The 13,377-nt window shown below is 67.1% G+C and carries 12 protein-coding genes; 7 read left to right on the forward strand and 5 right to left on the reverse strand.

The features are described from left to right. The first annotated feature begins 59 nt into the window (after window positions 1–59). On the forward strand, window positions 60–875 hold the full coding sequence (locus FEZ61_RS14265; protein WP_093255298.1) for an SDR family oxidoreductase: 816 nt from the start codon (window positions 60–62) through the stop codon (window positions 873–875). Window positions 876–935: 60 nt separating this feature from the next. Here the strand turns inward: FEZ61_RS14265 and FEZ61_RS14270 are convergent, their stop codons facing one another. Beyond that, window positions 936–1,436: a GNAT family N-acetyltransferase gene (locus FEZ61_RS14270; RefSeq protein ID WP_173149156.1), complete on the reverse strand. Its 501-nt coding sequence runs from the start codon at window positions 1,434–1,436 to the stop codon at window positions 936–938. A gap of 165 nt (window positions 1,437–1,601) precedes the next feature. Between FEZ61_RS14270 and FEZ61_RS14275 the strand changes: the two genes are divergently transcribed. Beyond that, window positions 1,602–2,162 (forward strand): carboxymuconolactone decarboxylase family protein, encoded by a 561-nt coding sequence (locus FEZ61_RS14275; protein ID WP_173149158.1) that lies wholly within the window; start codon window positions 1,602–1,604, stop codon window positions 2,160–2,162. 16 nt (window positions 2,163–2,178) lie between these two features. Here the strand turns inward: FEZ61_RS14275 and FEZ61_RS14280 are convergent, their stop codons facing one another. Beyond that, window positions 2,179–3,348 (reverse strand): MFS transporter, encoded by a 1,170-nt coding sequence (locus tag FEZ61_RS14280; protein WP_173149160.1) that lies wholly within the window; start codon window positions 3,346–3,348, stop codon window positions 2,179–2,181. A 96-nt stretch (window positions 3,349–3,444) separates the two neighbouring features. Between FEZ61_RS14280 and FEZ61_RS14285 the strand changes: the two genes are divergently transcribed. After that, window positions 3,445–4,338 carry a LysR substrate-binding domain-containing protein gene (locus tag FEZ61_RS14285; protein ID WP_173149162.1) on the forward strand — a complete coding sequence of 298 codons (894 nt, stop codon included), beginning with the start codon at window positions 3,445–3,447 and terminating at the stop codon, window positions 4,336–4,338. A 5-nt stretch (window positions 4,339–4,343) separates the two neighbouring features. On the opposite strand, the gene pip is transcribed toward FEZ61_RS14285, so the two are convergent. Next, on the reverse strand, window positions 4,344–5,324 hold the full coding sequence (pip, locus tag FEZ61_RS14290) for a prolyl aminopeptidase (protein ID WP_173149164.1): 981 nt from the start codon (window positions 5,322–5,324) through the stop codon (window positions 4,344–4,346). A gap of 372 nt (window positions 5,325–5,696) precedes the next feature. Here pip and FEZ61_RS14295 point away from each other — a divergent pair, with 372 nt between their 5' ends. Next, window positions 5,697–7,109, forward strand: coding sequence for a sugar porter family MFS transporter (locus tag FEZ61_RS14295; RefSeq protein ID WP_173149166.1), 1,413 nt, complete (start codon window positions 5,697–5,699; stop codon window positions 7,107–7,109). A 154-nt stretch (window positions 7,110–7,263) separates the two neighbouring features. After that, window positions 7,264–9,207 carry a methyl-accepting chemotaxis protein gene (locus tag FEZ61_RS14300; RefSeq protein WP_017638669.1) on the forward strand — a complete coding sequence of 648 codons (1,944 nt, stop codon included), beginning with the start codon at window positions 7,264–7,266 and terminating at the stop codon, window positions 9,205–9,207. A gap of 172 nt (window positions 9,208–9,379) precedes the next feature. Here FEZ61_RS14300 and FEZ61_RS14305 read toward each other — a convergent pair whose 3' ends face one another. After that, window positions 9,380–10,816: a dihydrolipoyl dehydrogenase gene (locus FEZ61_RS14305; protein ID WP_173149168.1), complete on the reverse strand. Its 1,437-nt coding sequence runs from the start codon at window positions 10,814–10,816 to the stop codon at window positions 9,380–9,382. Window positions 10,817–11,048: 232 nt separating this feature from the next. Between FEZ61_RS14305 and FEZ61_RS14310 the strand changes: the two genes are divergently transcribed. Further along, window positions 11,049–11,570 (forward strand): hypothetical protein, encoded by a 522-nt coding sequence (locus FEZ61_RS14310; protein ID WP_064308453.1) that lies wholly within the window; start codon window positions 11,049–11,051, stop codon window positions 11,568–11,570. Window positions 11,571–11,920: 350 nt separating this feature from the next. Continuing rightward, window positions 11,921–12,973, forward strand: a complete 1,053-nt coding sequence (locus FEZ61_RS14315) for an acyltransferase (protein ID WP_173149170.1) — start codon at window positions 11,921–11,923, stop codon at window positions 12,971–12,973. A 19-nt stretch (window positions 12,974–12,992) separates the two neighbouring features. Here the strand turns inward: FEZ61_RS14315 and crcB are convergent, their stop codons facing one another. Then, window positions 12,993–13,370: a fluoride efflux transporter CrcB gene (crcB, locus tag FEZ61_RS14320; protein ID WP_017638665.1), complete on the reverse strand. Its 378-nt coding sequence runs from the start codon at window positions 13,368–13,370 to the stop codon at window positions 12,993–12,995. Window positions 13,371–13,377 lie beyond the last annotated feature (7 nt).

Raw genomic sequence — 13,377 nt, forward strand, 5'->3', positions numbered from 1 at the left:
CTGACCCGACCGCCTGGGCTACCCTCGGAGGCTAGTCACGATCTGGAGGGCGTGCTCGTATGGCAGCCAAACTCAGCGGCAAGACCGCCCTGATCACCGGCGCGGCCCAGGGCATAGGCGCCGCCATCGCCCGGACCTTCGTGGCGGAGGGTGCCTTCGTCTATGTCACCGACCTGAACGCTGACCTCGGCCGCGCCGTCGCCGCCGAGCTGAGGGATGGTGCCTGCTACCTGCCCCTGGACGTGCGCCTGGAAGCCGACTGGCAGCAGGTCACGCGGCAGATCCTCGCGGAGCGCGGTAGGCTGGACGTGCTGGTGAACAACGCCGGGATCACCGGCTTCGAGCAGGGCCTGGTGGCCCACGATCCGGAAAACGCCAGTCTCGAAGACTGGCACGCGGTGCATCGCACCAACCTCGACGGCGTCTTTCTCGGCTGCAAATACGCTATCCGTGCCATGCGCCCGGCAGGGGCTGGCGCCATCATCAATATCTCCTCGCGCTCCGGGCTGGTGGGCATCCCCGGCGCGGCGGCCTATGCCTCGTCCAAGGCCGCCGTGCGCAACCACAGCAAGACGGTGGCCCTCTATTGCGCGGAGCAAGGCCTCGCGATCCGCTGCAACTCCATCCACCCCGCCGCCATCCTCACGCCGATGTGGGAGCCCATGCTCGGCGCCGGACCGGACCGCGCGGCCCGCATGGCGGCGTTGGTGCGGGATACGCCACTACGGCGCTTTGGCCGGCCCGAGGAAGTCGCCGCCGTGGCATTGCTGCTGGCCTCCGACGACGCCGGCTACATGACCGGCAGCGAGCTGAATCTGGATGGCGGCCTGCTGGCCGGTTCGGCGGTGACGCCCGCGACGGCGGAAGCGCCCTAGCCGTTGAGTAGGCAAAGATCGCGGTTTGGCATTCGGCGGGCGGGCGGCCACGCCGATGTCTCAGAGCGCCGTGTCTTCCTGCCGGTAGAGCCGCAACCCACGCGCCTGGTAGTTGGCTAGGGCGGCCGGGTGATCCAGGGTGCAGGTATGCACCCAGACGCGCTCGGTGCCAGGCCAGTCCCAGGCGGAACGCAGGGCATGGCTGAGCAGCGGGCCGCCGAAGCCAAGGCCCATGAAGGCACCGACCAAGCCGAAGTAGCGGATCTCGGCATTGCGGCCATCGGGGCGGTACAGCTCGTAGTAACCGGCGATGGCGCCGCGGTGATAGGCGACCCAGGTACGGTGGCCTTCCTGCTCCACCAGTTCGCGCCATTGGGCATCGCTCCAGCTGTCGAGATCGCTCCAGTCCCACGCCTGGCCGACCAGGGCATAGAGGAAGCGATTGAGTTCGGGTTGCGGCACCTCGCACTCGACGATCTGCAGGTCAGGCCGTGGCGGCTTCTCGCGCAATTCGGTCGGCGCGGTCATCTCCAGGTAGAAGGTGGTGTAGCTCTGCGTCATCGGCTGATTCCTCTGTAACGTCAGGCCCGATTGTGACCAGAGCCAGGGGGATGCCGCCAGCCTGATTGCGACCTCTGGCACGCGGCCTGAGCGCGATAGCGAGACCTTGCCCTGGAGACCTGAGGTGGTATTGGATGAGTGCCCTACCTGTCGAGGATGACCATCATGCCCCTCTCATCGCGGCTGACGCCCCTGTCCGAACAGAACACGACGGCAGAACAGCAGCGCGTGCTGGCCGAGATCCAGAGCGGTCCACGGGGCAATCTCGACGGGCCCTTCCTGGCCTGGGTCCACAGTCCGGCGCTGGCCGATCATGCTCAGCGCCTGGGTGCGTTCTGCCGCTACGGCACGCGACTGGAATTGCGCCTCACCGAACTGGCGATCCTCACCACCGCGGCCTGGTGGCGCTCCCAGGCCGAATGGCAGATCCATGAGCCCATCGCCCGTCAGGCGGGTCTCCCTGACCAGGTGATAGAGGCACTCAGGCAAGGCCGCGTGCCGGTCTTCGCGACGCCCGAGGAGGCTTGCGTGCATGCCATTGGCGTCGCGCTCTACGACACCCGGCGCATCCCCGATGACCTCTACCAGCAGGGCGTCGCGCTGTTCGGTGAAGCGGGGATGGTCGAGCTGATTGGCGTCTATGGCTACTACAGCCTGGTGGCCATGACCCTCAACGCCTTCGCAGTGGATCGGGGCGGCGACGCGCCCCTGCCCTTCGCCGAATAGCGCCGGCTGCTCGTGGCTACCCGGCCACCGCCGTACCGGTCGCCCGACCGCGCCAGGCCAGGATCAGGGCCATCGCCAGACCCAGGGCGGCCATGCCGGCGCCGGCCAGGGAGATGGCCGGATAGCCGAGACCGGCGTCGATCACCGCGCCGCCCAGGGCCGCGCCAAGGGCATTGCCCAGGTTGAAGGCGCCGATGTTGACCGCCGACGCCAGGTTGGGGGCGTCCTTGGCGGCTTCCATCACGCGCATCTGCAGCGGCGGCACCAGGGCGAAGCTGGCGATGCCCCAGACGAGGATCGCTACGGCAGCCGCCAGCGGCCAGCGCATCAGCACGCTGAAGGCCAGCAGCACCAGGATGAGCACGCCCAGGGAGGCGATCAGGGTGCGATCGATGGATTTGTCCGCGGCCTTGCCGCCCCAGAGATTGCCCAGGGTCAGGCCGACGCCGAACAGCACCAGCATGGCGGTGATGAAGGCCGTGGAGCCATGGGTCTCGCTAGCGAGGATGGGCGCGATATAGGTGAAGACGGTGAACATGGCGCCCGAGCCGACCACGGTCAGCCCGAGGGCGGCCAGCACCGGCGGACGACCCAGCACGCGGATCTCGGCCAGCACGCCGTCGCTGGGTGGCAGGGCCACGTTGGGCAGGGCGAACCAGAGCGCGGCCATGGTCAGCAGGCCGAGACCGGCAATGCCCCAGAAGGCCTGGCGCCAGCCGAGCAGTTCACCGAACCAGGTGGCCAGGGGCACGCCGCCGATGGTGGCCAGGGTCAGGCCCATGAACATGGCGGCGACCGCCCCGGCGCGCTTGTCCGGTGCCACCACGCTGGCCGCCACCAGGGCGCCGACGCCAAAGAAGGCGCCATGGTTGAGGGAGGTCACCACCCGGGCGATCAGCAGGCTGGTGTAGTCGGTGGCCAGCGCCGACATCAGGTTGCCCAGGGTGAAGATGGCCATCAGGCCGATCAGCAGCTGGCGGCGCGGAATGCGGCCGGTGGTCAGGGTCATCAGCGGCGCGCCGATCAGCACGCCCAAGGCATAGGCGCTGATCAGCAGGCCCGCCGCCGGGATGGAGACGCCAAGATCGGCGGCGATGCCGGGCAACATGCCCATGGGCGCGAATTCGGTGACGCCGATGCCGAAGGCGCCGGTGGCCAGGGCCAGCAGGGGTGGATTGATACGCATGGGAAAGGCTCCTTATCTATGCGTTGAATGCTAAGCTCCTCGCTCGAACGCCGGTAGACGGCGGTTTTGGCATGCACCTTTGCTCTGGAGTCACAAGTGGATTTGACTGGTCGCTCGGGAGAGATGGCGGTGTTCGCCCAGGTGGTCGAGGCCGGCAGCCTGTCCGCTGCCGCCAGAGCCCTGCGCCTGACGCCTTCGGCGGTGAGTCGCTCCATCGCCCGCACCGAGCAGCGCCTCGGTACGCGGCTGCTGCTGCGCACCACCCGGGCCATCACCCTGACCGCCGAGGGCGCGGCCTATCTGCGCGCGGCGCGGCGCATCCTGGCGGACCTGGCCGAGGTGGAAGACGCCATCGCCGACCAGGGCGTGCCCAGAGGGCGACTGAGGGTCAGCGCCGCCCTCGGTCATGGCCGCATGACCCTGGTGCCGCTGGTGGCGGCCTTCAGCGCCCGCTATCCCGACATCGTGGTGGACCTGGCACTGGGTGACGAGGTGGTGGACATCCTCGCCGGCCAGGCCGACGTGGCCATCCGCTTCGGCCAGTTGGCCGACAGTCCCCTGAGCGCCCGCCCCATCGGCGTCACCGGGCAGGTGGTGGTGGCTTCGCCCGCCTACCTCGCCCGCCACGGTACGCCCCAGGTGCCGGAGGACCTGCTCGACCACAACTGCCTGAGATTCAACTTTCGCCGCGCCCTGCCCGACTGGCCCTTCGTCCGCGACGGCCAGGCCTTCGCCCTGAAGATCAGCGGCAACATCGAGTGCAACAGCGGCGAGGCCCTGGCGCTGCTGGCCCGGGAAGGCGCCGGTATCGCCCGCATCGGTGAATTCAGCGTGGCCGACGACCTGCGCAGCGGCGCCCTGGTGCCGCTGCTGGAGGCCTGGAATCCGGGGGATCTGGAACCCATCCATGCGGTGTTCGTCGGCGGCTCGACCGTGCCAGCGCGGGTGCGGGTGTTCGTGGATTTCCTGGTGGAGCGGCTGGGCCACTGAGGCCCTCAGGCGAAGCGCCCGTCCCGCTTGAAACGCTCCGTGGCTTCGATCAGGGCACTGGTGGTGCCGGGCTCCGTGGGCGCATGGCCGGCGTCGTTGACGATCTTGAGCACCGAGCCGGGCCAGGCCTTGTGCAGCCGGTAGGCAGAATTGGGTGTGGCGATCATGTCGTGACCGCCCTGCACCAGGTAGCAGGGCAGTTGGCGGATGCGCGCCAGGCCCTGGATCAACTGGTCTTCTTCGAGAAACAGCTGATGCTTGAAGTACCAGGCGTCGAGCACGGCCATGCCCAGGGTGGTCTGCTCATCGGCGGCCTGGGCCTCCACGCCTTCCGGATCGTGGCGCAGCAGGGAGCAGCTGGCCGAATAACGTACCCAGGCCCGGGCGGCCTCCAGGCGCGCCTGCGGGTCTGCGCCGAGCAGACGTTCGAGGTAGGCGTCCAGGGCGGCATCGCGCCGCTCTTCCGGAATCCAGCTGACGAAATCCTCGTAGGCACGGGGGAAGAAGCGGCGCATGCCATGCAGGTACCAATGCACCTCGTCGGCGGTGCCGAGAAAGATGCCGCGCAGCAGGAAACCCAGGCAGCGCTCGGGATGGGCCTCGCCATAGGCCAGCGCCAGGGTGGTGCCCCAGGAGCCGGCGGTGAGCAGCCAGCGCTCGATGCCCAGGTGCTCACGCAACCGTTCGAGGTCCTCGATGAGGTGCTGGGTGGTGTTGTCGCGGGTCTCGGCCAGGGGGGTGGATCTCAGGGCGCCGCGCTGATCGAACAGCACGATGCGGTAGTGGTCCGGATCCCAGAAGCGCCTCTTGCTCGGCTCGGCCCCCTCGCCCGGTCCACCGTGCAGGTAGACCACCGGCACGCCCTGGGGATTGCCGCATTCCTCCCAGTAGAGTTCGTGCAACGCGCTCACCCGCAGTCGACCGCTGCGGTTGGGCTGCTCGATTTCCGGAAAGAGCTGGTAGGTGACGTCACAGGGTGCATCCATGGTCGTTTCTCAGGCGGGCTTCGAGGTAGCTGAGCCAGCGCCGGCTGCCCGAGTTCCAGCCGAAGCGGCGTCGAAAAACAGCAGCCCGCCGCACCTGCGCCGGGCTGCACAGGCAGCGCCGGTGGGCTTGCGCGGCTCAAGGCGGGCACTCCGAGAAAACCCCTTGCGCCGCGCCAGCGGCGCGGCCCGTTGGTCGGATCGGAACTGCTGTGAGCCCTGGGGAACTCCAGCCAGCATCCCCGCCCTAATCCCCCACGCCTGCACTCGTGGCGCCCCTTCGCTGACTCGAAACGTTGCATTCGTTCGCTTCGCTGGCCTGGGGGCGCCCGGTTCGCCGGCCCCTTTCGTGTCTTGCCAGGATCCCGCTCTGCCATGTCCGCTTCCGCTTCCCCCGCCGTCGACCCCGACCAGAAGGCTTCGGCCCGCCGGCTGATCTTCATTACCGTGCTGGTCGCCACCATGGGCGCCCTGGCCTTCGGCTACGACACCGGCATCATCGCCGGCGCCCTGCCCTTCATGACCCTGCCCGCCGACCAGGGCGGCCTGGGCCTCAACGCCTACACCGAAGGCCTGGTCACCGCCGCCTTAATCGTCGGCGCGGCCTTCGGCTCGCTGGCGGCGGGCTATCTCGCCGACCGCCATGGCCGGCGCACCACCCTGCGCCTGCTGTCGATCCTCTTCGTCGTCGGTGCCCTGGGTACCGCGGTGGCGCCCTCGGTGGAGCTGATGGTGGTGGCGCGCTTCGTGCTCGGCCTGGCGGTGGGCGGCGGTTCGGCCACGGTGCCGGTGTTCATCGCCGAGATCGCCGGGCCCAAGCGGCGTGGCCGGCTGGTGAGCCGCAACGAGCTGATGATCGTCAGCGGCCAGCTGCTGGCCTATGTACTCAGCGCGCTGCTCGCCTGGCTGGTGCACGACAACGGCATCTGGCGCTACATGCTGGCCATCGCCATGGTGCCGGGCATCCTGCTGTTCGCCGGCACCTTCCTGCTGCCCACCTCGCCGCGCTGGCTGGCGGCCAAGGGCCGTATCGAGGAAGCCGAAGCCGTGCTGGAGCGCCTGCGCGACACCCCCGAGGAGGTCGAGCGCGAGGTCCAGGAGATGCGCGAGAGCGAGGAGCAGGCCAAGCATCGCCCACCCCTGCGCGAACTGCTCGGCCAGGGCTGGGTGGTCAAGTTGCTGCTGCTGGGCATCGGCCTGGGCTTCGTCGCCCAGTTCACCGGGGTCAACGCCTTCATGTACTACACCCCGATCATCCTCAAGAGCACCGGCATGGGCACCAGCGCGGCCCTGACCGCCACCATCGGCAACGGCGTGGTCTCGGTGATCGCCACCCTGCTGGGTATCTGGGCCATCGGCCGCGCTGGGCGCCGCACCCTGCTGCTGGTCGGCCTGGTGATCGTGGTGCTGGCGCAACTGGCGCTGGGCAGCGTGCTGCTGTGGCTGCCGCAGAACCTCACCCAGAGCTACCTGGCGCTGGCCTGCATCCTGGTGTTCCTGCTGTTCATGCAGATGTGCATCGCGCCGGTGTACTGGCTGCTGATGTCGGAGCTGTTTCCCAACCAGGTCCGTGGTCTGCTGACCGGGGTGGCGGTGGCCGTGCAGTGGCTGTGCAACGCCACCGTGGCCTTCAGCTTTCCGGTGGCTCTGGAAGCCATCGGCAACTACACCTTCTATGTTTTCGCCGCCATCAATGTGGGGTCACTTCTGTTCGTCTATTTCTGCTTGCCGGAGACCCGTGGCAAGTCGTTGGAAGAAATCGAACGCCATCTGAAGAAAGAGTTATAGCGGGTCGTTAGCTGACCGATCGACGATTTTCCGGCTTGCTGCGGACCAAATGGAATAATTTTTCTTGCCGTATCAAGTCGGAATTATCCAGGCCGATGCAGAGTGAAGGCATGCTGCCGTCACTCTCCGCGCCAGGGCGCGACCGGGGCTTTCGATGAACATCAAACAAAAACTCACATCGCTTTTCGCGGTAACCGCCTGCCTCCCGGTGATCCTGGTGGCGGGCGTGGTCATCATGAACGTGCGCAGCCAGGCCACCGGGGACTTCCTCGACGGTAGCGGGCGCGAAATCCGTCAGATCGATCGCAACATCCAGCAGTTCTTTGCCGGCATCCAGCAGAACGTCGACTACCTGGCCAAGGAGCCGAGCATCCTGGCCCTGGATGGCCTGAAGAACTACCAGGGCGCGGATGCCGCCCAGCAGCCGCAGACCGAAGCCGGCCAGCAAGCGGTGAGCTATTTCACCCGCTTCGCCAAGACCCACCCCACCACGGCCTATCTGTCGATCGGCCTGACCGATGGCAGCTACGCCAGTTGGCCGGACGACGCCAAGCTGGCCAACTACGACCCGCGCGTGCGCCCTTGGTACCAGGCGGCCATGAACAATCCGGGCAAGGTGGTGCGTACCCCGGCCTACTACTGGGCGACCGACGACGTCTCGCTGATGGGCATCGTCCGGACCATGGAAGACGCCAGCGGCAAGGTCCGCGGTGTGGTGGGCCTGGATATCTCGCTCAAGCAGCTCACCGATCTGGTCAAGAGCATCACCCTGGGCCAGAGCGGCTACCTGATGCTGGTGGAAGAGAATGGCAACGTGCTGGTCGACCCGCGCGATCCCAAGCACAACTTCAAGCAGCTCAAGGAGCTGGGCGACGCCTACCAGACCCTCAGCGGCATCCAGAGCGGCCTGGGCGAGGTCACCCTCAATGGCACCGACTACATGGTCAACGTCTATCAGGCCAAGGACCTCGGCTGGAAATTCATCGGCCTGATCGAGCGCAACGAGGTGATGGGCAAGGCCACCGCCCTGACCTGGCAGATCGCCGGCATCACCGCCGTACTGGCGCTGTTGTTCGCCGTGCTCGGTGCGGCCTTTGCCGGCATGATCGTGCGACCGATCCGTGGCGTCTCCGCAGGTCTCGAATCCATCGCCCAGGGCGAAGGCGATCTGACCAAGAGCCTCAACGTCCAGGGCAAGGATGAAACCGCCGCCCTGGCCGGCTGGTTCAACCAGTTCCTCGCCAGCATCCGCCAACTGGTGCAGCGTATCGGCCAGGCCTCCACCGACCTGCAGCAGGCGTCGCAGACCACCACCCAGGCCGCCGCCAGCATGAACGAGGTGGCCGGGCGCCAGCGCGAGGCCGTGGAAATGGTCTCCACCGCCTTCAACGAGATGGTCGCCACCTCCAACGAAGTGGCGCGTTCCTGCAGCCACGCCGCGGCCTCCGCCGACGCCGGTCACCACCGGGTGCAGGAAGGCTACGGCCAGATCGAGAAGGCCACCGGCAACGTCAATCGCCTCAGCGGCAGCCTGGCCGAGTCGGCCCAGGCCATGGCGGTGCTGGAGCAGGACAGTCACAACATCAACACCATCCTCGACACCATCCGCGGCATCGCCGAACAGACCAACCTGCTGGCGCTCAACGCCGCCATCGAAGCGGCCCGTGCCGGTGAACAAGGTCGTGGCTTCGCGGTGGTGGCCGACGAGGTTCGCGCCCTGGCCAAGCGCACCGCTGATTCCACCGGCGAGATCGACGGCCTGCTCGGCAACCTGGCGCGCAAGACCCAGGAGGTCACCCGCCAGATCGAGACCAGCCTGGAGCTGTCGCAGACCAGCGTGGCCTCCATCAGCGAGGCGCGTGGCAGTTTCGAAGGCATCCGCCAGTCGGTGGACGAGATCCGCGATCAGGCGCTGCAGATCGCCGCGGCAGCCGAGGAGCAGCACCAGGTGGCCGAAGACATCAACCGCCACATCGCCCAGATCCAGGACGATGCCCAGCAGGTGGAAGGCCTGGCCCAATCCACCACCCGCGACTCCTCGCGCCTGTCGCAGCTGTCGGGCGAGCTGGATGGACTGGTGAGACGCTTCAAGGCCTGATGGCTGGTTGAGCGAGCGAAAGCCCCGCGGGTGATCCCGACGGGGCTTTTTTGTGTGGCCGAATGGGGCAGAACGTACCGTTGGGCTTCGCTGCGCTCAGCGCCAACCTACGGTGCTGCACCCGTAGGTTGGGTTGAGACGGCCCTATCGTCGAAGCCCAACCCCCCTCACCTCAAGCCCCGGACGGCGAACCCTGGTCGCGATCGCCGCGCAGGCTGCTGTGGGCCGCCTGGCAGATCTCGCGCAGGCCGCTCTTGAGGCCCTCTTCGAGGGTGGGGTGATAGAAGGGCATGTCGAGCAGCGAACTGGCGGTCTCGCCATGTATCAGCGCCAGCACCAGCAGGTGGCCGATATGGTCCATGCCCGGCCCGACCATGGCGGCGCCGGTGAGCTTACCGGTGCCTGGCTCGGCATAGAAGCGGGCGATGCCCTGGTTGCGCGCCTCGACCCGGGCGCGGCCCTGGTCGTGGTAGGAAGAGGTGCCGATCAGGCTGTCCTCATCGGGCGGACTGCCCAATACGGCCACCGGCGGATCGGTGAAGATCAGCGAAAACAGCGGCGATCTCGGTGTGGGCCGTACCTCGGGATAGCAGGCGGCATTGTGCCCGGCGATGGCGCCCTCGTCGGAGGCTTCATGGAGAATCGGCCGGTCATGGTCGGCATCGCCAGCGATGAAGATCGACGAGGACCCGCACTGCAGTGTCTTGGGGTCGTAGACCGGCGTGCCATGGTCGTCCAGCTCGATGCCGGTGGTTTCCAGGCCCAGGCCCTTCAGCCGCGGCGGACGGCCGGCGGCCACCAGCACATAATCGAAGTCGCCCTCGCCAGTCGCGGCACCGGACCAGGACAGCCGCACGCCCGCGCCCTCACGGCGGGCATCCACCTCTACATTCAGGTACAGGGTCAGGTCCTGCGCCAGGATCCGGTGCAGCTCGGCCTTGACCTCGGCGTCCTTGAGCGCGCCCAGGCCGTCGTCCTGGCCGAACAGGGTGACGGCCACCCCGAGCCGGGCCATGGCCTGGGCCAGCTCCAGGCCCACCGGACCGGTGCCGATCACCGCCAGGGAACGTGGCAGATCGGCCAGCTCGAAGAGCGTCTCGTTGGTCAGGGCCCGGTCGCCGAGCGCATCGAAAGGCTCGGGGACCAGGGGATAGGAGCCGGTGGCGATGATCACGCTACGGGCCTTAACAGTCTTACCATTACTGAGCTGCAGTCGATCCGGCGCCACGAAGCGGGCGGTGGCGTGCTGGGCGACACCCTCGGGTAATTTCTCAAAACCTTGTTTGGTTGCGGCGACGAAATGATCACGCTCACGTCGTACCCGCGCCATGACGGCTGCGCCATCGACGCCCACGTTGCCCACCTCGATGCCAAAGAGGCCGGCGCGCTGGACGGCGTGATGGGCCTCGCCGGCGACGATCAGCAACTTGGAAGGCATGCAGCCCACCGAGGCACAGGTGGTACCGGCCCAGCGGTCATCAATCAACAGGGTGCTGGCGCCCTGGCGCCGGGCGGCGCGTTCGGCGGCGAGGCCCGCGGTTCCGGCGCCGATCACGGCGACGTCGCACTGCAGATCGGCGGGGGTCGAAGCGGCTACAGGGTCACTCATCTCATCACCTGAGGTTACGGAGGGTCACCCGACTCGCGCCAGGACTCCAGCTAGTGACCCCAAGCGCAGCGTTGAGGTTGCATCCTCAAGGCGTGACCCACTTCGACAAAAAACCGACAATTCTTGTCAGGACCGTCAAATTCTATGCCACTCGTCACCTTATACTGGCGATCTGGAACCATTGAGGCTTCATATCCTCAATTAGCCAACTTATATGGACGCAGGCATTCACATGGAACGTGACATCAGCAAGATTCCGCTCATCAACGATTGGTCCTACCTGATCGCTCTGGAAACCGGTCTGTTCACCCGTGGTGAACTCAGCGGTACGGTGCTCAAGGCGCTCAACGACCAAGCCCGCCTGCTCTCCCGTCGCTACCTGGTGCAGAAGTCCAAGCTGGACGTACGCAAGCTGTCGCCGGCCGAGACCGAGATCCTCGATACCCTCAGCGACACCGCCGCCAGTCTGAGACGCCGCCAGCGGCTGCCGCACAACATCGTCAAGAGTCTCAGAGCCGGCGGCCTGATCGCCGCCGTCGAGCGTAGCGTCTGCGCCTCGGGCATCCTGCAGTGCCACAACGGCTTCTATGAAGACGGCCTGGAGCCGGGCGCCTTCGAACGGATCGTCATGCGCCACCCACAGGAATTCGGCGACCACGCCCGCCAGAGCGCCGCCCTCTATTTCGCCCAGGAGCCCTTCGCCCTGGAACAACCGCAAGAAGCGCACGACCAGCCGCTGCAGGCCAGCGCCTGATGCACGAGGCGCGCGCAGCGCAAGGGGCGGCCGGGAGGCCCCAGACCCCGTTCGCCTGCGCGCGTCTCGTCGCCCCCGTCGCCTCTCGCGGTACCGCTCTCCCGGAGTCCTGGCGCATGACGCCCGCTTTCGCGCCGCTCAGCCCCCCATAGCCCCTGCCCTCGCTGGCTGGCCGATCTCGCTGATCGCGTCGGCTGTCGCCCTTTCGTTGCCGGTATGGCCGGCAGCGGCCTTTGCCTGCGTCCGTCGCGCTGACGGGCGTTCCCGCCGATGCCGTGTGCGTCGCCGTCCGCCTGGAGTCCGCTCCCGGGCAGCGGCCGCGGCATGGGCCACGGCTGCGAGGAGCAGACATGACCACCGCCCACGTCCCCCAGGGACGCAACAACTTCGATTTCCTGAGATTCGCCGCGGCCTCCACCGTGGTGATCGGCCACGGCTTCTGGCTCTCGGGTCACATCGGCGCCGAGCCGATCCTCAACTTCACCGGTTTCACCGACGCGGCCAACATCGCCGTCTATGTGTTCTTCGTGATCAGCGGCTTCCTGATCACGGCGTCCTTCCAGCGCAGCCGCAATCCGCTGGATTTTCTCGCCAAGCGCGCCCTGCGGATTTTTCCGGCCTTGATCGTTTCGGTGCTCTTCTCGGTGCTGGTGGTGGGCTGGCTCGCCACCAGTCGCGAGACGAGCGCCTACTTCAGCGATCGCCAGACCCTGGGCTTCTTCAAGAACATCCTCTTGATGACGCGCTTCGAACTGCCCGGCGTCTTCACCGGCAATCCCTTTCCCGACACGGTGAACGGCAGCTACTGGACCCTGCCCTACGAGGTCTTCATGTACCTGTCGCTGCTGATCATCGGGGTGCTGGGGCTGCTGACCCGCTCGGTGGTCATGGCCACCCTGGTGGTGCTGGTGGTGGGCAACTTCCTGCTGCTGCCGCAGATGGGCATCGCCAGCTTCGTGCTGCACAAGGTGTTCAGCCTGGGCATGTTCTTTTTCGCCGGTGCCCTGCTGCAACTGGCCGGGCCGCGCATCCCCTGGCGACTGGACCTGGCCCTGGCGCTCTGTCTGCTGTCGCTGGCAGCCATCGTCTGGCACGTGCTGCCGGTGATCCACCTGGTGTCCCTGGCCTATGTGATCATCTACCTGGCCCAGGTACAGGTGCCGGTGCTACACGGCTTCGGCCGCTTCGGCGACTATTCCTACGGCCTCTACCTGTTCAACTTCCCGGTCCAGCAGTTGCTCATGCACTGGTTTCCCGACAGCTTCTCGCTGCCCGGTTTCCTGGTGGTGAGCTACGTCCTGACCCTGGGCCTTGCGGTGCTGTCCTGGCACCTGATCGAGGCGCCGGCACTGAAATTCAAGCCGCGGCGCCAGGCCCCCACCGCCCCGGTGGCCCCCGTCTGACGGGCAACGGCCGGTCGACTCAGCCGAGGCGACCGGCCAGGGCGAACCCGGCCAGGGTCAGCAGCAGCGATCCCAGCACATGGGCGGTGATGGTGAGCGCCGCCCAGCCCAGGCGACCGCTCTGCAGCAGCGTCACCACCTCGGCGGAAAAGGTCGAGAAGGTGGTGAAGCCGCCGCAGAAGCCGGTCACCAGAAGCAGTTTCCATTGCACGTCCAGCCCTGGATAGCGAGCGAACAGCCCCAGCGCCAGACCGATGACGAAGCCGCCGACCAGGTTCACCAGCAGGGTGCCCATCGGCAGCAGCGGGAACAGTGCATTCAGCCGCAGACCGACCCACCAGCGGCAGGCGCTCCCCAGGGCACCACCGAACATCACCGCGAACAGCGCATAGGGCATCTCGAAC

It is taken from the genome of Pseudomonas sp. MS15a(2019) (genome assembly GCF_013277805.1).
GTDB classification, from domain to species: domain Bacteria; phylum Pseudomonadota; class Gammaproteobacteria; order Pseudomonadales; family Pseudomonadaceae; genus Chryseomonas; species Chryseomonas benzopyrenica.